This is a genomic window from Novosphingobium sp. PC22D (assembly GCF_002556635.1).
Taxonomy (GTDB): Bacteria; Pseudomonadota; Alphaproteobacteria; order Sphingomonadales; family Sphingomonadaceae; genus Novosphingobium.
In genome coordinates this window covers 168,038-187,035 of sequence record NZ_MWMO01000004.1, presented here as the reverse complement: position 1 = coordinate 187,035, position 18,998 = coordinate 168,038, and the positions used below count along the sequence as shown (strand labels likewise).

Genomic DNA, 18,998 nt, shown 5'->3' with positions numbered 1-18,998 from the left:
TTGAGCCGTTATCGGCACGAACTTGGTTGTGCGCTCGCTTCCGGCTTGCTACCTGCTCGGCGACAAAAGCGACCGACGAGAGGATCAGGCCCGTGGATTTTGCGCTCAGCGAAGACCAGCAGAACATCCGCGAGGCGGTGCTCCGGCAGTGCGGCGAATTCAGCGACGACTACTGGCTCGAGAAGGACCGCTCGGGCGAATGGCCGCACGAGTTCCACAAGGCCATGGCCGACGGCGGCTGGCTGGGCATCGCCATGCCCGAGGCGGTCGGCGGCGCGGGGCTGGGGATCAGCGAGGCGGCGGTGATGATGCAGGCGGTGGCCGAAAGCGGCGGCGGCCTCTCGGCGGCCTCGGCGATCCACGGCCCGGTCTTCGGGCTCGAACCGGTGATCCTGTTCGGCACCGAGGAACAGCAGCAGCGGATGATCCCGCCGATCCTGACCGGCGAGGAGAAGATGTGCTTCGCCGTCACCGAGCCCAATACCGGGCTCGACACCACCAGCCTCAAGACCCGCGCCGAACGGGTCGAGGGCGGTTACCGCGTCAACGGCGAGAAAATCTGGATCACCAACGCCCACGTTGCCGACCGCATGTTGCTGATCGCGCGGACCACGCCGCTCGAGGAGGTGAAGCGCAAGACCGAGGGGCTGACGCTGTTCTACTGCAAGCTCGACCGCGACGCGATCGAGCACCGGCTGATCCCCAAGATGGGCCGCCACGCGGTCGGCTCGAACATGCTGTTCATCTCCGACCTGTTCATTCCCGAGGAAGATCGCATCGGTGAAGAAGGGCAGGGCTTCAAGATCCTGCTCCAGGGTCTCAATCCCGAGCGCGTCCTGCTCGGCGCCGAGGCGACCGGGCTGGGCCGCGTCGCCATCCAGAAGGCGGCGCAATATGCACGCGAACGGATCGTCTTCGGGCGGCCGATCGGCCAGAACCAGGGCATCCAGCATCCTCTCGCCAAGGCATGGATGCAGGTCGAGGCGGCAAGCCTGATGGTGTTCAAGGCCGCCAGCCTGTTCGACGCCGGGCAGGACTGCGGCGCCGAGGCGAATTCGGCCAAGTACCTCGCCGCCGAGGCGGGCTACGAGGCCTGCCAGACCGCGGTCATGTCGATGGGCGGGATGGGCTACGCGCAGGAGTACCACGTCGAGCGCTACTTGCGCGAGGTGCTGATCCCCCGGATCGCGCCGGTCAGCCCGCACCAAATCCTGAACTACATCGCCGAACGCGTGCTTGATCTGCCCAAGTCCTACTGACACAGCCGCACGGGACCAACAGGGAGAGATTGATGTCCGATACGCCCGCACTCAACATGCGCTCATGGCTCTTCGCGCCGGGTGACAGCGAAAAGAAGATGACCAAGGCCATGGAAGGCGCGGCCGATATCGTGCTGATCGACCTCGAAGACGCGGTTTCGCCCGACAACAAGGCCGCCGCGCGCCCGATGGTGCGCGATTTCCTGGCCGCCAACCCCGGCCAGCGCCACCGCCTGTGGGTACGGATCAATCCGTTCGACGGACCCTACACCCTGCTCGATCTCGCCGCGATCATGCCCGCGAGGCCCGGCGGGATCATGCTGCCCAAGGTCTACGGCCGCGCCGACGTCGAGAAGCTCGACCACTGCCTGTCCGCGCTCGAAGTCGCGAACGGCATCGAGGAAGGCTCGACCCCGGTGATCGTGCTGATGACCGAGACCGCCGAGGCCATGTTCCACTGGGGCAGCTACAAGGGCGCGCCGCGCGTCGTCGCGCTGACCTGGGGTGCGGAGGATCTCGCCGATTCGATCGGAGCGAGCGCGAACAAGGAAGCCGACGGCGCCTACTCGTTCACCTACGAGATGGCGCGCAGCTTCTGCGTGCTCGGCGCGGCTACGGCGGGCGTCGCCGCGATCGAGACGATCAGCGCCGACTTCCGCGATCTCGACGCGCTCAGGGCCCGTGCCGAGAAAGTGCGGCGCGACGGCTATCTGGGCATGCTCGCGATTCACCCGGCGCAGATCGACGTCATCAATGAAGCCTTCACGCCCACCGAGGCGGAGATCGCCGAAGCGCAGGAAATCGTCGACGTCTTCGCGGCCAACCCGGGCGTCGGCGCAATCGGCTGGAAGGGCGGCATGCTCGACCGCCCCTATCTCGCGCGCGCCGAGCGCCTGCTGCGCCGCGCGGGCAAGCTGTGATGGATTGGGGATGCGCCGCACACCACCCGCTCATCCTGAGCTTGTCGAAGGATGTTCGCGGACGTCGCGCCACGCTCGCCCTTCGACGGGCTCGGGGTGAGCGGGAGAGAGCAAGGGTGGCCGCATGACAATCACCCCCGAGAATCTCGACCTTTCGCACCACTTGCGGCGCGGCGACCGGATCGTGTTCGGCCAGGCCTGCGGCGAGCCGACCGTGCTGGTCGAGGCGCTGATCGCGCAAGGCGCGGCGATCGGCGATCTCGGCGCGTTCATCGCGACGAGCTTTTCGGGGCTGTTCACGCCCGAGACGGCGAGCGCCTTCCGCCTGTCCTCGATGGGCGCGATCGGCGCGCTGCGGGCCATGACCAAGGCGAACGCTCTCGATGTCATCCCGGTCCACGTCGGGCAGGTCGCCCCGCTGATCGCGGCGGGCTTGATCCCCTGCGACGTGGCGATGATCCAACTCAGCCCCGCCGATGCCTCGGGCAACCACTCGTGCGGGCTGATCTCGGACTACGTGCGTGCCGCGGTCGAGAAGGCGCGCATCGTCATCGCCGAAGTCAACGAGCAAGTGCCCTTCACTCCCGGCGAGATGATCCACGCCAGCGAGATCGATGTCGCGGTCCGGGTCTCGCGCCCGCCGGTCGAAGTCGCGCCCGCGAAGATCGGCGAGACCGACCAGACGATCGCGCGCCACTGCGCCGAGTACATCGGCGACGGTTCGGTCATCCAGACCGGCGTCGGCGCGGTGCCCGATGCGATCCTGCGCCTGCTGCTCGACCGCAAGGATCTTGGCGTCCATTCGGGCATGCTCGGCGACGGTCTGGTCGAACTGGCCGAGGCGGGCGTGCTCACCAACGCGCGCAAGGAGATCGACGCCGGGGTTTCGATCAACGGCGCGCTGATCGGCACGCGGCGGCTCTACGACTGGGCGCACGACAATCCGACGCTGCGCATGACGCCGACCAGCTACACCCACGACGCGGGCGTGCTCGGGCGGCTCTCGCGGCTGGTGACGATCAATTCGGCGCTCGAGATAGACCTCACCGGGCAGGCCAATGCCGAGCAGTCGGGCCCGGCCTATCTCGGTGGTACCGGCGGGCAGGTCGATTTCGTGCGCGCCGGGGCGCGATCGCCGGGCGGGGCTTCGCTGATGGTGCTCTCCGCGACCGCGAAGAAGGGCACGCTGAGCAAGATCGTCACCCGGCTCAACGGGCCGGTCACCAGCGCGCGCAGCGAAGTGGACGTCGTCGTTACAGAGTACGGCGCGGCGGAACTCAAGGGCCGCACGCTCGCCGAGCGCGCGCGGCGGATGGTCATGGTCGCGCATCCCGATTTCCGCGAGGACCTCGACCGCGAGGCGCACGCGATCGCAAAGAGGGGATTCTGACATGAGCGATGCCGTCCTGTTCGACACGCGCGACGACGGCATCGCCGTCATCACCATCAACCGGCCCGACACGCGCAACGCGCTCAGCCGCGAGGTGCGCGAGGGGCTGCGCGCGGCCTGGGCCCGCTTCGAAGCGGACGCGGCCTGCCGCATCGCCATCCTCACCGGCAGCGGCGAGAAGGCCTTCTGCGCGGGCGGCGACCTGAAAGAGATGGTCGAGACGGGCATGGCGGTGCCGCCGCGCGACATGTTCCCGCTGCCTTACGATTCGATCGAGCTGACCAAGCCGACCATCGCCGCGGTCAACGGCCACGCGTTCGCGGGCGGCTGGATGATCGCGCAGGCCTGCGACCTGTGCGTCGCCAGCACCAACGCGAAGTTCGCGATCACCGAGGTCAAGGTCGGGCGGGGCAGCCCCTGGGCGGCACCGCTGATCCACATGATCCCGCAGCGGATCATGATGGAGATCATGCTCACCGGAAAGCCGATCACCGCGCAGCGCGCCTACGAGGTCGGCCTCGTCAACCGGCTCGCGGAGCCCGGCGGCGCGCTCGACGCGGCGCTCGAACTGGCCGCCGACGTGCTCGACGGCGCGCCGCTTTCGGTCAAGGCGGCGCGCGAGACGGTCATGCTCGCCACCGAGATGGGCCGCTCCGCCGCGCTCCAGGCCGCCCGCGCCGCGCACGAGCACGCGTACAATTCGCAGGACGCCCAGGAAGGCCCCCGCGCCTTCGCCGAAAAGCGCAAGCCCGAGTGGAAAGGACGCTGAAGCGAACCGCGCTTCCGCTCCCTGAAGAGCGAGACCGGCGCTGACGCCCGGCGGGTCTCGGGGCTCGAAAGCCGGGCCAGTTGGCTCCGCCTAACTACCTACGCCCGATGATAGGCAAATTGAACTTTCGCGCCATACGCCTCGCCATAGGAAGTTGCAGACGTTGATAGGTGTCTGGTGTGGACCCGCAGCCCGAATGCGATGGTTCCTGGTATGTGACCGCGATGGAGCGTCTGGTCGGCGCGGTCCAGGAGCTCTCTCACGCACGCGACCTCGAGGCCGTCAGTGCCATCGTTCGCGATGCCGCCCGAGGCCTGACCGGAGCCGATGGCGCGACATTCGTGCTGCGCGAAGAAGGCCAATGCTACTATGTCGAGGAAAACGCGATCGAGCCCTTGTGGAAGGGTCGGCGCTTCCCGATGGAGACCTGCGTCAGTGGCTGGGTGATGATCAATGCCCAGAGCGCGATCATCGAAGACATCTACAGTGATCCGCGGGTGCTGGTGGATGCCTATCGACCGACTTTCGTGAAGAGCTTGGCAATGGTTCCGATCCGCCGCGCCTCGCCGATCGGTGCCATCGGCAATTACTGGTCGGAGCATCGTCGCCCTTCGGCGGAGGAAATGATGATCCTCCAGGCGCTGGCAGACACGACCAGCGTCGCGCTCGAGAACGCGGACCTCTATACCCGCCAGCACGACATGTTGCGCAGGCTGCAGGAGCAGACCGCGCAGATCAGCGACCAGCATGCCAGCCTTGCCGTGTTCACCCGGGCGCTGGCACACGACCTGCGCGAACCGGTGCGCACGCTCATCTCGTTTTCCGAGCTCGTGCGCAACAAGGCCCGCAATCCCGAGAAGCAGGAGACCTATCTGCGCTTCATCGGCGAGGCGGCCGAGCGCATGGGCGTGCTGATCGATTCGGTCGGGCAGTACACGGGACTGGACAATCCCGACCGGTCGGGACGCTGCACTTGCCAGCTGGCGGACATCGTCGCCGATGTGCGGCAGAACCTTGCCTATGTCATCGCGCGCAAGGACACGTCCTTCGTGATCGGCTCGCTGCCCACGATCGTGGCGGACCCGGCGCAGATGCGCCAGCTTTTCCAGAACCTCTTCGCCAATGCGATCATCCACAACGCGCCCGGCGTGACCATTGAGGTCGATTGCAACGTCGTCGACGGGGTCGCGCGTTTCACCGTCTCCGATAACGGGGCGGGCATTCCGCAGGGCAAGGCGGAAGAAATATTCCAGCCCTTCAGCCGGCTGGTCGCGAACAACGAATCCACTGGCCTGGGCCTGTCGATCTGCCGGCGCATCGTCGGGCTCTATTCGGGCGAGATCGCCTGCGAAAGCGCTCCGGGCGAGGGCCTTGTCTTCAGGTTCACGCTGCCGGACGCCGTGTCGGCGCAATGCGTGGTCAGCGAGGAAGCCGTCGCCAGGGAAAGCGAACCGGCCAGCGTCCTGATCGTCGACGATCGCGAGGCCGACCTCGAACTGACGCAGATCGCCCTGTTCGAGCGCTCCGGGCTGCGGTGTCGGGTGCAGAGCGCGAGCAGCGTCGAGGAAGCGCGTGAAAGGCTTGCTGCGCCGGACGAGGCTTTCGATCTCGTCCTGCTCGACATCAACATGCCGCTGAGCGACGGCTTCGAACTGCTGCGCGCGATGCAGGCGGACGAGACGATGAAATCAACGCCGGTCATCATGTGCAGCGGCTCCGACCACAGTCTCGATCGCACCCGGTCGGCCGAACTCGGCGCCGAGGGATATCTGCTCAAGCCGCCGCGTTTCGCCGACTTCCGCGAGATCCTGACAAGACTGCCGAACCTGCATCTCGTCGACGAGACCAAGGGCATGACACTCGCGCGCGCGCCAAGGCCGTTGACATCGGCCTTGGCCGACTGAGACGGCCTGCCACGCGCGCCAACGAGCAGGGGCGCGCGCCGCGCGGACCTGCTTGCTCAGCCGTCCAGCCGCATGCCCGGCATGTCGCCGGCGTCACGCCAGGCTTGCATCTTGGCCTGCCAGTCGTCCCAGCCGGGCCCCCAGCCGCGAAACAGGAACCACTTGGCTTCCTTCTCGCCTTCGTTGGTGAAGTAGCTGGGGGTGCACTCGTTGAGGAAGGTCGAGAGGTCGAGTTCCTTCTCGCGGAATTCCTTGATGTAGGCGTCCTCGCCTTCCTTCGTCGGCTCGACCGCCTCGATTCCCCGGCCGAGCGCGGTGGAGATGATCCAGGCGGCGTGGCGGCCCTGCTCGCCGAACTGGAGCGTGGTGTTGCCGTTGAGCCCGCCCTGGACGTAGCCGGTGAAGAACATGTTCGGGAAGTGGTGCGCCATCGTGCCGTTGAGCGTGCGCGGGCCGTCGGCCCAGTGGTCGTAGATCGACACACCCTCGCGCCCGACCACCTCGGAGATGCCCCAGCGACGCTTGAGGTCGCCCGCCACCTCGAAGCCCGAGGCGAAGATCATGCAGTCGATCGGGATCTGCTTGCCCTCGTGGATGAAGCCATCTTCGTACATCGCCTCCAGCCCGGCCGTCTTCGAGACGTCGACGAGCGTGACGTTGGGGCGATTGAAGGTCTCGTAATAGTCGTTGTTGGACAGCGGCCGCTTGCACATGAAGCGGTAGTAGGGCTTGAGCGCCTCGGCGGTCTCGGGATCGTCGACGATGCTTTCGACGCGCTTCCTGAGGCGTTCCATCACGCGAAAGTCCATGACCTCGCGGCGCTGCATGAACTCGTCCATGCCGATCTGCGGCCAGCCGGCCTCTTCCAGTTCGGCGTTGAGGTTGCGGTTGATCTCGGTCCAGATGTCGCAGATCAGGTCCTCGTCGCCCGGCGGGATGATCTCGTTCGCCGCGCGCAGGAAGTTGGCCTGCCGCTCGGCCTGCCAGCCGGGCTTGAGCGAGGCGGCCCAGTCGGGATCGGTCGGCGGGTTGGGCCGCTCGTCGACGCTCGAGGGCGTGCGCTGGATGACATAGAGCTGCTTGGCGTACTTGCCGAGATAGGGCACCGCCTGGATCGACGTCGCTCCGGTGCCGAGGATCGCCACGGTCTTGTCGGCGAGCTTGTCGAGCACCGGGCTCTCCCACGAACCGCCGGTATAGTCGTAGTCCCAGCGGCTGGTGTGGAACATCTTGCCCTTGAAGCGGTGGATGCCGGGCACCGCGGGGAACTTCGGGGTCGACAGCGTGCCGCCACACATCACCACGAAGCGCGCGCGGATCGTGTCCCCGCGGTCGGTCGAGACGATCCAGCGCTTGGCGTCCTCGCTCCAGTTGAGCGCGGTGATCTCGGTGTGGAGCAGCGCCTTGTCGCGAAAGCCGTACTTGTCGACGATCGTCTGGATGTAGTCGTAGATCTCCTTGCCGTCGGCGAACTTCTTCGAGGGCAGGGTGCCCATTTCCTCGAGCAGCGGCAGGTAGCAATAGGCGTCGTTGTCGCACTGGATGCCGGGATAGCGGTTCCAGTACCAGGTGCCGCCGAACCCGCCCGCGTGCTCGATGTGGCGAAAGTTGGTGACGCCCGCCTGGTGCAGATGGAAGGCGGCGAGGATGCCGGTCCAGCCCGCGCCGAGAATGGCGACGTCGATCTCGTCGTCCACCGCGTCGCGCGGCACCACGGGCTCGAACGGATCATGCTCGCGCGTGTCGTAGACGAAGTTGTCCTCGGGGCTGGCGTACTGCTCGCCCGCCTCGCTGCGCATGCGCTTTTCGCGCTCCTGCTTGTACTTGGCCTTGAGCGCCGGGATGTCGATGTCCTCGGGCTCGGGAACGATCGTCTTCAGGCAGGTCATATCCGTCCCAATCTTCTCTTTGGCGGCGATTTCAAAGCGGCCGCCGCGTCGCTCCGGACCTTGTTAGGCGCCGGTATACTTGTCAACACTGTTGTTCATTAGAGGGCGCCGCTGGCCATCTTGAAGCTGTAGCCGATGTGATCGACGTGGCCGTGGAGCCCGAAGTCGAGCAGTCCTTCCTTGTCGAGCACCGCGTCGCAGACCGAGGCGACGTCCTCGATGGTCCATTCCGGCCGGTAGACGCCCTTCGTCTCGGCGATGAACATGCGCGAGATCCGGCCGGCCATCGAGGCGATCATCTCGCCGCTGATCGGACAGGCCTCGTGCGCCAGCCAGCCCACCACGGGAGCGACGAGTTCGGGGCCCATCGGCGGGTACTGCGAGATGTCGATCCCCTCGGCCATGCGCGTCACGGCGCCGGGCACGATGATGTTGCACTTCACTCCGAATTCCTCGCCCTCGAGCGCGGCGATGTTGTTGAGGCCGATCATGCCCGACTTCGCCATGCCGTAGTTCACGCAGCGCAGGTTGCCGTAGACCCCGCCGACCGACGAGGTCAGCACGATCCGCCCGTAGCCCGCGTCGCACATCGGCCCGAACGCGGGCTGGACGACGTGGAACGCGCCGAGCAGGTGGACGTCGAGCACGGCGCGGAAATCCTCGTAGGACATTTCGCGAATCGCGCCGTAGCGCACGTTGCCCGCGTTGTGGATCAGCACGTCGATCCGGCCCCATTCGTCGAGCGCGGCCTGGACGATCGCCTTGCCACCTTCGGGCGTGGCGACCGAATCGGTGTTGGCGATCGCCTCACCACCCGCCGCGCGGATCTCGTCGGCCACCGATTGCGCGACCGCGGCATCGGGGCCGTCGCCCCGGATCGCGCCGCCCGGATCGTTGACCACCACTTTCGCGCCGCGCTCGGCAAGCAGCAGCGCGTAGGACCGTCCGAGCCCGCGTCCGCCGCCGGTTATGACCGCGACCCGGCCGTCGAAGCGCATTTCGTCCATGGCATCCTCTTGTCTGAAATTTCGTATCCGCACCTTCGCCGACCGGCGAATATCGGGCCGTTGCACGCATATTCGTGCAGCCGCGCCAAGGCAACATGCGGTGGCGAGGAAGAGGCGAGCGCCGCCGGGGCGAAAGGCAGCGCGTTGACACGATTGGGCGCTTGCTTAGGACTCGCACGAGACTCGGCGCAACGCCGGGAGAGAGAGGATGTATACATGCTTGAGGCAAGCGGCCGAAATTCCGGTGGATTGACCGCGAAACCCGCGGAGGGCTGGGCGCTGCACCGGATGACCCGGGCGAGCCGGCTCAACGGCGCCAACGGCATCCGCACGGGCGCGGACGGGCGGATCTACGTCGCGCAGGTCGCGGGCAGCACGGTCAGCGCGGTCGATGTCAATTCGGGCGCGGTCGAGACCATCAGTCCGACCGGCGGCGCCATCATCGGCCCCGACGATCTCGCCTTCGACGAGGCGGGCAATCTCTATTGCACCGAGATCACAGAAGGCCGCGTCTCGATGATGACGCCCTCGGGCGACTATCGCGTGATCAACGGCGAAATGCCGGTGGCCAACCCGATCACCTATCACCAGGGCCGCCTGATCGCGGGCGAGCTGCGGATCGGCGGGCGGATCATGGAGCTCGATCGCGACGGCGGCGCGCCGCGCGTCATCCTGGAGGGCCTGCCGATGGTCAACGCCTTCGAGGTCGGTCCCGACGGCAAGCTCTACTTCCCGGCGCAGGGCGCGAACGAGATCTGGCGCGTCGGCCTCGAGGGCGGCGAGCCCGAAGTGGTCGCGCGCGATCTCGGCGTGCCCGATTCGGTCAAGTTCCATCCCGACGGATACATCGTTTCGACCCAGGTCTATTCGGGGCAGGTCCTCAGGATCGATCCCCGCACCGGCGAGAAGTCGGTGCTCGCCGATCTCCAGCCCGGGCTCGACAACGTCGCCTTCGCCGACGGGCGCACCTTCGTCTCGCACATCAACGGCTCGATCACCGAGATCGTCGCGCCGGGCGAGACCCGGCCGCTGGTCGACAAGGGCCTGCAATGGCCGCTCGGCCTCGCCGTCGGCCCCAACGGCCACGTGCTCGTCGCCGACGGCGGCTTCGTCTACCTGCTCCAGCCCGGCGAGGACTTGCAGCTTGCTGGCATGCTGTTCTCGCCCGGCTTCCCCGGATGGGTACGCGATGCCGTGGCGTCGGGCGCCGATCAGTGGATCGTCACCACCGCCAACGGCGACGTCGCCCGTTGGACGCCCGCCGCCGCCGAGCACGAGATGCTCGCGCAGGGCTACGACCGGCTGATGGGCGTCGCGCTCGGCGCCGACGGAGCGGTGGTCGCCGCAGAATACGGGACCGGCCGCGTGCTCGCGATCGCGGGCGGCAATGCCGAGGAACTGGCGAGCGGGCTCGACCGACCGATGGGTGTCGCGGTTGACGGGGACGGGATCGTCTATGTCGCCGAAAGCGGCGCGGGCCGCGTGGCCAAGCTTGCCGGTGGTCGCAAGGAGACCGTGCTCGACGATCTTGCCCGGCCCGAGGGCATCGCCATTCACGACGGCGCGCTCTACGTCGCCGACGCGGGCGCGCGGGCGGTGGTCCGCAGCGACCTGTCGGGCGGCGCGCGCGAGACGATCGCCAGCGATCTTCCGATCGGCGGACCCGAAGGCGTCGAGGCGCCCCAGCTCGGCGGCGTGGGGGACATGTGCGGGCCGATGTACACCTTCGTCGGTATCGCCGCGGCGAGCGACGGCACGATCTACCTGAGCGCGGACGCCGAAGGCAGCGTGCTCGCGCTGGCCAGGACCTGAGGAGGGAGCCGCATCGATGTTCAAGCAGATCTGCTTTTTCCGCAAGCGCCCGGACATGACGATGGACGAGTTCCTCGACTACTACGAGAACCAGCACTCGAAGCTGTCGAAGCGGATGGGCCGGGCGCCGTCGATCCCCAACGCGCGGCGCTATGTCCGCCGCTACCTCAAGCCCGAGAAGAACCCGGTGACCGGCGAGGTGATTGATCCGGGCTACGATTGCCTGATGGAGATCTGGTGGGACAGCCGCGAGGACTTCGAGAACTCGCAGAAGATCATCGCCAGCCCCGACCGCATCGACATGGTCAAGGAAGACGAGAAGAATCTCTTCGCGAGCCACGCCAACCCGGTGGTCAGCGTGATCGAGGAATACGATTCGCCGATGGGCCCCAACGGCGAGCAGACCCACCTCGATCTGCGCTACGAAGATTGACCGTCCGATCCCCCGCGAAGAACGAGGCTCCATGACCGAGGCTCCGGCCAGCGCCGCCGCCGAGTGGCGCGCCTATCCGATGCTGCCGATCGCCGCCGCGCTCGGCTATGCCACCAGCGTCATCCACATCTACGGTCTCGGGCCGTTCATCCTGCCCGTGGCCGAGGACTTCGGCTGGTCGCGGACCAAGGTGACCTTCGGGCTCACCATCGCCACGCTGGTGCAGGCGGTGGGCGGCATCGCGATCGGCCTCGCGGTCGACCGCTTCGGGCCGCGCCGCTTCGGGGTCGCCGGGATCGCGCTGATCTGCGCGGCCTTCGCGCTGCTTGGTACAGCCACCGGCGAGGCGTGGAACTGGTATCTGCTGTGGGGGCTGATCGCGCTGACCGCGCTGCCGGTCCAGGCATCGGTCTGGACGAGCGCGGTCGCCTCGCGCTTCCACGCCTCGCGCGGGCTCGCCTTCGCGGTGACCTTGTGCGGCGCCTCGGTGGCGATCTCGGTGTTCCCGCTGATGGGCACCGAACTGATCGGCCGCTTCGGCTGGCGCAGCGCCGTGCTGTGGATGGCGGTGGTCTGGGGCGCGGTGACGCTGCCGGTTATCTACCTGTTCTTCCGCGGCGCCTACGACGGCCCAACGCGAAAACGCGGCCCGGACAAGGCCGCGAAATCCGAAAGGACCGAGCGCAACCTGCCCGGCCACGACTTGCGTCCGGCGCTGTTCTCGCTGGTCTACCTGCGGCTGCTCGTCGCCAGCCTGTTCTTCACCTTCACCATCATCGGGCTGGTCGTGCACTTCGTACCGATCCTCGTCGATCGCGGCGCGGACCCGGTCGAGGCGGCGGGGATCGCCTCGGTGATCGGCATCTTCTCGATCGTCGGGCGGCTCGGCACCGGCCTGCTGCTCGACCGCTTTCCCGGCTCGCTGGTGGGGGCGGTGGTGTTCATGCTGCCGGTCGGCGGGTGTCTGATCCTGCTGCTCGCCGACAGTTCGTTCGCCGCGCTGGCGATCGCGGCGGCCTTCATCGGACTGACGCTCGGCTCGGAGATCGACGTGGTCGTCTACCTCGTCAGCCGCCACTTCGGCCTGCGCAACTTCGGCGGCCTTTACGGCGGCCTGCTCGCCGCGCTCTCGGTCGGCACCGCCCTCGGTCCGCTCGCGGCGGCGGCCGTCTATGACGGCACCAACAGCTACGCGGGCTTCCTGTGGGGCACCTTCGGGATGATGGCGGTGGCCAGCCTCGCCCTCCTCACGCTGCCGCGCCGAGGAGCCTACTGAGCATCGGCAAGGCGCCGGCGAAGTTCGACGCCGCGCTCGCCGATGCCCTTGCCGGCCGCCCGGGACGGAGCCTCAGTACGACCGCATCCCCGTCGCCTCCTCGGCCTTGAACACCGGGATTTCCTCGGTCGCCTGGATCATCACCAGCGGGATCTGGCGGTCGGTCGACTTCTGGTAGTCGCCGTAGAAGCCATAGCACTTGACCATGAAGTCCCACACGGCCTCGCGCTCGGCGCCTTCGGGCTCGCGCCAGGTGCCGCGGAACGCCTGGGTGGCGATCTGGAATTCGATCTCGCTCTGCTCGCGGATGTTGAGGTACCAGGCGGGGTGCTCGTCGGCGCCGCCCTTCGAGGCGACGATCACCACCTCGCCGCCGATGTCGGCATAGCACAGCGGGGTGATGAAGACCTTGCCGCTCTTGCGCCCGGTGTACTTGATCATGAGGTGCGTGCCCATGAACGGACCGCCGACGGGGCGGATGTCCATGATGTGTCCCTTGGCCCCGCCCGATTCGAGGTACATCTCGCGATGCTCGGTCACCCAGTCCCTGCGCGCTTCGCGGATGACGGCGGATGATTCGTCGCTCATGATCTCTCCTCTCGGGTTGACTTGTATCGGCGCCGGACCCTTGCGCATTTTCGGGGAAAGGCCAAGGGCGCAATGTATCCGATGAAAGCTCGCTGGCGGTTTGCATCGCCGTGCGAATAATGGGATAACGAACGCAAATGCGGACAGACAGCAGAGGAACGTGATGGGAGAACTGGGCAAGATCGTGCGTGAGGCGGAAGACCTGCTGGAGCCGGTGAACATCCCGGCCGAGGCCTACGTCTCGCCCGAATACGCGCGCGAGGAACGCGACAAGCTGTGGCGCAAGGTCTGGCTCCAGGCCGGGCGGCTCGACGATATTCCCGAGGTGGGCAACTACTTCACTTACGAGATCGGCGACGATTCGGTGATCGTGGTGCGCTCCGCGCCCGATACCGTGGGCGCGCTCCACAACGTCTGCCCGCACCGGGGGCGCAAGCTCGTCGACGTGCCGCCGGGCAAGCGCAACGCGCGCGGCTCGCGGCCGAACTTCATCTGCGGCTACCACGGCTGGACCTTCGATCTCGATGGGAAGAACACCTTCATCGAGCATCAGGAAGACTGGCAGGGCCGGCTGTGCGATGGCCTCTCAGACGTCGGACAAGTCAAGGTCGGCACCTGGGGCGGCTGGGTCTGGATCAACCTCGATCCCGAGGCCATGCCGCTCGAGGACTATCTTGCGCCCGCCGCCGGGCTGCTCGAGCCCTACCAGCTTCACAACATGCGCCCGCGCTGGCGCAAGTGGGTGGTGTTCGAATGCAACTGGAAGGTCGCGATGGAGGCCTTCGCCGAGACCTACCACGTCTCCACCACCCATCCCGAGTTCATGGAGTTCGGCCAGTTCCGCGGCTGGGCGCGCAACCAGGGGCTCCATTCGAACATCGGCTACGACGCGCCCAAGGGCCAGGAGGAAGACTCCGGCAAGCTGCGCCTCGGCGCCGGCGAGGACCCGCGCATGACCACGGCGGACCTGCAGAACTTCACCTGGGACAACGCCAACACCAACACCACCCGCACGCTGGTCGACGTCGCCAACCGGCTGAAGGACGAGCTGCCCGAGGGCACCACCGCGGCCGAGGTCTCGATGTACTGGATCAAGACCGCGCGCGAGATCGACGCGGCGCGCGGGGTCGTGTGGCCGGTGGTCGATCCGCAGCACACCGCCAAGGCGGGCACCGCCTGGCAGATCTTCCCGAACTTCCAGATTGGCCACGCCGTCAACAACATGCTGTGCTACCAGGCGCGGCCCTACGGCACCGATCCCGACAAGTGCGTGTTCGAGGCGGCGGTCTACGAGCTCTACCCCGAAGGCGAGGCGCCCGAGACCGAGTGGGAATACACCGCGCCGGACGACTGGCCCCCCGTGCTGCAGCAGGACTTCAACAACATGGCCGCGGTCCAGCAGGGGATGAAGAACGCGGGTTTCCGCGGCGCGCAGCCCAACCCCTACATGGAGCGGTCGGTCGCGAGCCTGCACATGAATCTCGCCCGCTACATGGGCAAGGGCGCGCCGACCAAGTATTGATCGCTCCGGACCCCGGCCCGCGAGGCCGGGGCCGGGCCGGGAGGGGACCGATGGTAGCCATGCCGCTCGCCCACGTGAGCTGGGCGCTCGCCGACAACGCGCTGCGCCCGGCCTGCGACGCTTTCTTTCTCGACGTGTTCGGCGCCGAGACCGCCTTCGAGATGCTGATCACGCCCGAGACCGAGAAATACGGTTTCGACCGCGAGGAACGGCTGATGATGGTGAGCGACACCATGCTCATCCCGATCGCGCCGGCGGGGCGCGGCGCCGAGCCGGGCAATCCGCTGGGCGACATGCTGCGCCGCTCGGCCGCGCCGATGCGCTGGCTGGGCGTCGCGCTCAGGGTCGCCGACCTCAAGGCCGCCGCCGCCTGGTTCGCCGCGAGGGGATTCGCGGTGCGTCAGGACCGGGGCATGGAGGAAAGCTACTTCATCATCGCCCGCCACGAAGCACTTGGCATGCGCATCGAGGTGCTGGGGCAGGACCTGCCCGGCGACCCGCGCAACGATCCCGCGTGGCGGCCCGACAAATGGCGCGAGGAGCACCCGCTCGGCATCGAGGGCCTGCAGGCGATCGGCGTTTCCACTCCCTCGCTCGACGACGCCCGCGCGCTCTTCGCCGGACGCCTCGAATGGCCCGAGCTTTCCGCCCGCCCGCTCGCCCATCCGCAGGCGCGCTGCGCCGCCTTCGCGATTGGCGACACCATGCTCGAAGCCCTCGAAGGCGCGCCGGGTTCCGACGTCGCCGGACACGCGGCGAATACGAAGGGCATCTACCACCTCGTCTACAAGGTCGCCGACGCGCAGGCCGCCGCCGACTACCTGCGCTGGCGCAACCTCCCCCTGATCGGCGAGCCGAGCGACCGCATCGCCATCGCCCCCGAACACGCGCAAGGCCGGCTGATCTGGTTCACCGACAAGCTGCCGCAGGGCTATCCGCCGGTGGGCTCGCGGCTGGGCGAGCCGGGGGTGTTTCCGCAGGTCTGAGGTCCGCGATGGAGCGGAACCGCATCGGCGCGGGACCTCGTGAGACCATTTCAGTCGGATTGCAGGGCGGCCCGTTCCTGATTCAGGCGAAACAGCCGGGCCAGTATCTCGTCGTCGGTGAGCAGACCCGCGCGCCAGTCGTTGCCCCAGCCATAGGCGTCCGCCACCGCTTCATCGAGCGCCGCATGCGCATTGGCGAGCCATTGCGGGCGCGCATTGTAGAGATTGGTAAGCGTGCGCTTCTTAAGTTCCTTCGCCGCCGCTTCGTCCTTCGGCAGGATGCGGTCGGGATAGCCGGGGACCACTTCGGGCTCGCGCACGACCAGATTGTCGGGATTGAGCCAGTTTTCGCGCAGTTCGTTCAACCGCGTCGCCGCTGCCGCGATCTCTTGTGCACGCGGATCGTCGGCGTAGTCGGCGGCGGGAACGTCGGGGGTGAGTCCCTCGGGGAAGGGGAAGGTCTCGAACCCTATAGAGGGTGTATATTGTGGGTCGTTCCCCACTCCATGCCAGCCGCCAAGCGCAAGAGACCATAACTCGTGAAATCTAGAATGGAGAATACCGAAGGTTGTGTCGTCATCCCGACAGATTATTGCAACCCGGCTATCCGGCAAAACCTTCGGCAAAGCCCAAATGAAAATCCGGTGTTTCGCCACTCGAGGTGTAAAGATTGCTCGTGAGAGTTTGAGGCTCGATTCGACTAACTCCCGACCAGACCGCCCTAATCGCCACCAGTTCTCACGCCGTCCTTGATCCCTGTTTTTTTCTCGGAGGGGTTTGACGATCTCCCGCACGAACTCAAACGGAGCTTCATACAGAGCGGACTCGGTCTCTGAGCGCTCCCCAAAATTAATGATCCACCGATCCGACGTTCGGCGAGTAATGTCACTTCCATTCAACAGGGGGAACAGGACATCGACATTCCTCCTGCCATGCGGATTGGCCGGAAGAACTAGCCATGAGCGTGCGACGTGACCCTCGACGTCAAATGGACCCACCTTGACTGGTCCTTGGAAAGAGATATTTCGGTTAGGTGCTAAGCGGACTGCGGAGGTCAGGTCCGCGCCTCCACGAATCCCTGAAAGATCGGCGAAGATAGCGGCGACGATGGCACCGTCGAGAACGGCTTGCTTCGAAGAATCGCGATCGAAGCACACAAGCGAAACACGCACTGCCGCGCCATCGACAGTCCATTCTTGGTCGCTCCATGCCTCAAAAATACGACCATACTCGGTGATGTGTTTGAGGACTTCCCGGTTCGCGCCGCCCCGGATCGAATTGGTGGATACAAGCCCTGCCCGCTTAAGTCGTTCGGCCTGCATCATAGCCCATGCCTGGGCGAACCAGTAGCAGACCAAATCCACCCCGCCGGGGACTTCCGGCCACGCCTTGCGCAGGGCGATGGTATAGTTCTCGCCAAGCTCCCCGATCATCTTCTTGTTGCCCAAAAACGGCGGGTTTCCGATCACCACATCCGCCTCGGGCCATTCCGCCCGCTGGGGCTTGCCATCCGGGCCGGGCAACGGAGTGCCCGCTTCGTCGGTCACGAGCACCGCATCTCGGCACTCGATCGTATCCAGCGGCCGCAGGACCGGATTCTTCGCCGCGTCGAAACCGTTGCGGCGCATCCACTGGATTTCGCCGATCCACACCGACACCCGCGCCAGTTCTGCGGCATAGGGGTTGAGTTCGATCCCCAGCACACATTCGGGACCCACGCGCGGAAAGCCGCGCGGCAGGCCGAGCGCTTCGGCATCGAGGTTCGCGCGGTGCTCGATATCCTTGAGCGCCTTCAATGCGAGGTAGAGGAAATTGCCCGAGCCGCAGGCCGGATCGAGTACGCGGAAATTCGCCAGCCGCTCGATGAAGGCGCTGTGAATCGCCTCGGCCTCGTTGAGCGCGCGCGTGCGCCTCGCCAGTTCGGCGCCGCGCAGCAGCCTGTCTTTCGTCTGCTTCGGCGCCTTTTCGACCAGCGCGGTCATCTGCGCCAGCGCCTCGGCCCATTCCGCTTCGAGCGGGTCGATGATCACCGGCGTCACGATCAGCATAATCTTGTCGCGATCGGTGTAGTGCGCGCCAAGCTGGCTGCGCTTGGACGGGTCCAGCCCGCGCTCGAACAGCGTGCCGAGGATCGAGGGGTCGATCTGCGACCAGTCGCGCCCGGCGGCCTGAAGAAGCTGGCCGATATCCTCGTCGGTGACCGGCAGCGCGTCATCGTTGTCGAACAGGCCGCCGTTGAACCATTCGATCGGTTCGAAATCGATGTCGCCGCCCGCCGCCATCGCCGCGAACAGCTTGCGCGCGTTGGTCTCGAAGCGTTCGGGCCTTGCCTGGCTGGCGCGCAGCATCTTAGTGAACAGGTGATCGGGCAGCAGGCCGACGTCCTCGGCGAACATGCAGAACACCAGCCGGTTGATGAAATGCGCGACGGCCTGCGGATCGTGGCCGCGATCGCGCAACCGCTGCGCCAGACCGGCGAACTCGGCGGCGGTTTCCTCGGTCAGCGTCTGGCGCGACTTGGCCGGCTTGAACGCGTCGGGGTCGGTGAAAGCGGCCTTCAGCCGGTCGCGCACCGATCCGTCGAGCAGGTCCTCGGTCGCAAATTCGTGGACCTCCTGAACAGTGTTGGTCCAGTTGGTGTGGATGCGGATACGGTCCATGTCGGACACGATCAGCAGCGGCGGGTTCTGCAGCGCGATGCTGTATTGCAGAAGCTGGTTGAAGGCGGCCTTCAGATCCTTGCGCCGCCCCTTGTATTCCCAGGCGAAGCACCCCTTTCGCCAGACGTCGGCCCAGCCTTCGCCGCCGCCGGTCTTGGTCGCCCCCTTCTCGAAGGTGAACCATTCGCCGCTGGGATCGGCGCTGACGGGATCGGCCACGCCGAGCAACGCGCACAGATCGATGAAGTGACTGTGCGAGGCCGAGCGTTCCTTCAGCTCCGCGTGACGCCATTTCTTGAGGAACTCGTGCGGTGTCATGCTGTCCCGGTCTCGATGCGCGAAGTCTTTGCCCCCGATGAAGGCGCGCCCCGCGTCTTAGGGGCGGATCAAGGTGGCAGGCAATCGTCCCGGCAACAACGCCGATGATTGCTCTCGTGCGACGGGTCCGGACGCCGCGCGCCGGAAGCGGAGGTTCGGCTTTGCCTGTCCTACACCTTCGCAATCTGCGAAAATCCCGGCACCCGCTCTTTCGCATTGTCGGTGGTCAGCAGCAGCGCGCGCAAGGCAAGGCGCGCGGGTCGGT

The 18,998-nt window shown here is 66.6% G+C and carries 14 protein-coding genes; 10 read left to right on the top strand and 4 right to left on the bottom strand.

What is annotated here, in order from left to right:
• Positions 1-92 precede the first annotated feature (92 nt).
• The 5 genes from B2G71_RS09205 to B2G71_RS09185 all read left to right on the top strand — a co-directional run bounded on the left by B2G71_RS09205 (position 93) and on the right by B2G71_RS09185 (position 6,242).
• On the top strand, positions 93-1,259 hold the full coding sequence (locus B2G71_RS09205) for an acyl-CoA dehydrogenase family protein (RefSeq protein ID WP_098105464.1): 1,167 nt from the start codon (positions 93-95) through the stop codon (positions 1,257-1,259).
• A 32-nt stretch (positions 1,260-1,291) separates the two neighbouring features.
• On the top strand, positions 1,292-2,179 hold the full coding sequence (locus B2G71_RS09200) for a CoA ester lyase (RefSeq protein ID WP_098105463.1): 888 nt from the start codon (positions 1,292-1,294) through the stop codon (positions 2,177-2,179).
• A gap of 124 nt (positions 2,180-2,303) precedes the next feature.
• The gene (locus B2G71_RS09195; RefSeq protein WP_098105462.1) at positions 2,304-3,569 is read left to right on the top strand and encodes an acetyl-CoA hydrolase/transferase C-terminal domain-containing protein; all 1,266 of its coding nucleotides are present in this window, start codon (positions 2,304-2,306) and stop codon (positions 3,567-3,569) included.
• Between the two features lies 1 nt (position 3,570).
• The gene (locus B2G71_RS09190) at positions 3,571-4,338 is read left to right on the top strand and encodes an enoyl-CoA hydratase-related protein (RefSeq protein WP_098105461.1); all 768 of its coding nucleotides are present in this window, start codon (positions 3,571-3,573) and stop codon (positions 4,336-4,338) included.
• Between the two features lie 179 nt (positions 4,339-4,517).
• Entirely contained in the window at positions 4,518-6,242 is a 1,725-nt protein-coding gene (locus B2G71_RS09185; RefSeq protein WP_098105460.1) for an ATP-binding protein, read from the top strand.
• A 56-nt stretch (positions 6,243-6,298) separates the two neighbouring features.
• Here B2G71_RS09185 and B2G71_RS09180 read toward each other — a convergent pair whose 3' ends face one another.
• Together B2G71_RS09180 and B2G71_RS09175 are read right to left on the bottom strand one after the other, a co-directional pair.
• Entirely contained in the window at positions 6,299-8,131 is a 1,833-nt protein-coding gene (locus B2G71_RS09180; protein WP_098105459.1) for an NAD(P)/FAD-dependent oxidoreductase, read from the bottom strand.
• A 98-nt stretch (positions 8,132-8,229) separates the two neighbouring features.
• The gene (locus B2G71_RS09175) at positions 8,230-9,138 is read right to left on the bottom strand and encodes an SDR family NAD(P)-dependent oxidoreductase (RefSeq protein WP_098105458.1); all 909 of its coding nucleotides are present in this window, start codon (positions 9,136-9,138) and stop codon (positions 8,230-8,232) included.
• A gap of 216 nt (positions 9,139-9,354) precedes the next feature.
• On the opposite strand from B2G71_RS09175, the gene B2G71_RS09170 reads away from it, so the two are divergent.
• From B2G71_RS09170 to B2G71_RS09160, 3 genes are read left to right on the top strand one after another with little or no spacing between them, the layout of a single operon-like run.
• On the top strand, positions 9,355-10,950 hold the full coding sequence (locus B2G71_RS09170; protein WP_098105457.1) for an SMP-30/gluconolactonase/LRE family protein: 1,596 nt from the start codon (positions 9,355-9,357) through the stop codon (positions 10,948-10,950).
• A gap of 16 nt (positions 10,951-10,966) precedes the next feature.
• Positions 10,967-11,383, top strand: a complete 417-nt coding sequence (locus B2G71_RS09165) for an EthD domain-containing protein (protein WP_098105456.1) — start codon at positions 10,967-10,969, stop codon at positions 11,381-11,383.
• Positions 11,384-11,414: 31 nt separating this feature from the next.
• Positions 11,415-12,659 (top strand): MFS transporter, encoded by a 1,245-nt coding sequence (locus tag B2G71_RS09160; protein ID WP_098105455.1) that lies wholly within the window; start codon positions 11,415-11,417, stop codon positions 12,657-12,659.
• Positions 12,660-12,731: 72 nt separating this feature from the next.
• Here the strand turns inward: B2G71_RS09160 and B2G71_RS09155 are convergent, their stop codons facing one another.
• Entirely contained in the window at positions 12,732-13,247 is a 516-nt protein-coding gene (locus B2G71_RS09155) for a nitroreductase/quinone reductase family protein (protein WP_098105577.1), read from the bottom strand.
• Positions 13,248-13,410: 163 nt separating this feature from the next.
• Here B2G71_RS09155 and B2G71_RS09150 point away from each other — a divergent pair, with 163 nt between their 5' ends.
• Both B2G71_RS09150 and B2G71_RS09145 read left to right on the top strand, forming a co-directional pair.
• Entirely contained in the window at positions 13,411-14,769 is a 1,359-nt protein-coding gene (locus B2G71_RS09150; protein ID WP_098105454.1) for an aromatic ring-hydroxylating dioxygenase subunit alpha, read from the top strand.
• A gap of 50 nt (positions 14,770-14,819) precedes the next feature.
• Positions 14,820-15,755, top strand: coding sequence for a glyoxalase (locus B2G71_RS09145; RefSeq protein ID WP_098105453.1), 936 nt, complete (start codon positions 14,820-14,822; stop codon positions 15,753-15,755).
• Positions 15,756-15,805: 50 nt separating this feature from the next.
• On the opposite strand, the gene B2G71_RS09140 is transcribed toward B2G71_RS09145, so the two are convergent.
• Positions 15,806-18,733, bottom strand: coding sequence for a DNA methyltransferase (locus B2G71_RS09140; protein ID WP_098105452.1), 2,928 nt, complete (start codon positions 18,731-18,733; stop codon positions 15,806-15,808).
• Positions 18,734-18,998: the final 265 nt, after the last annotated feature.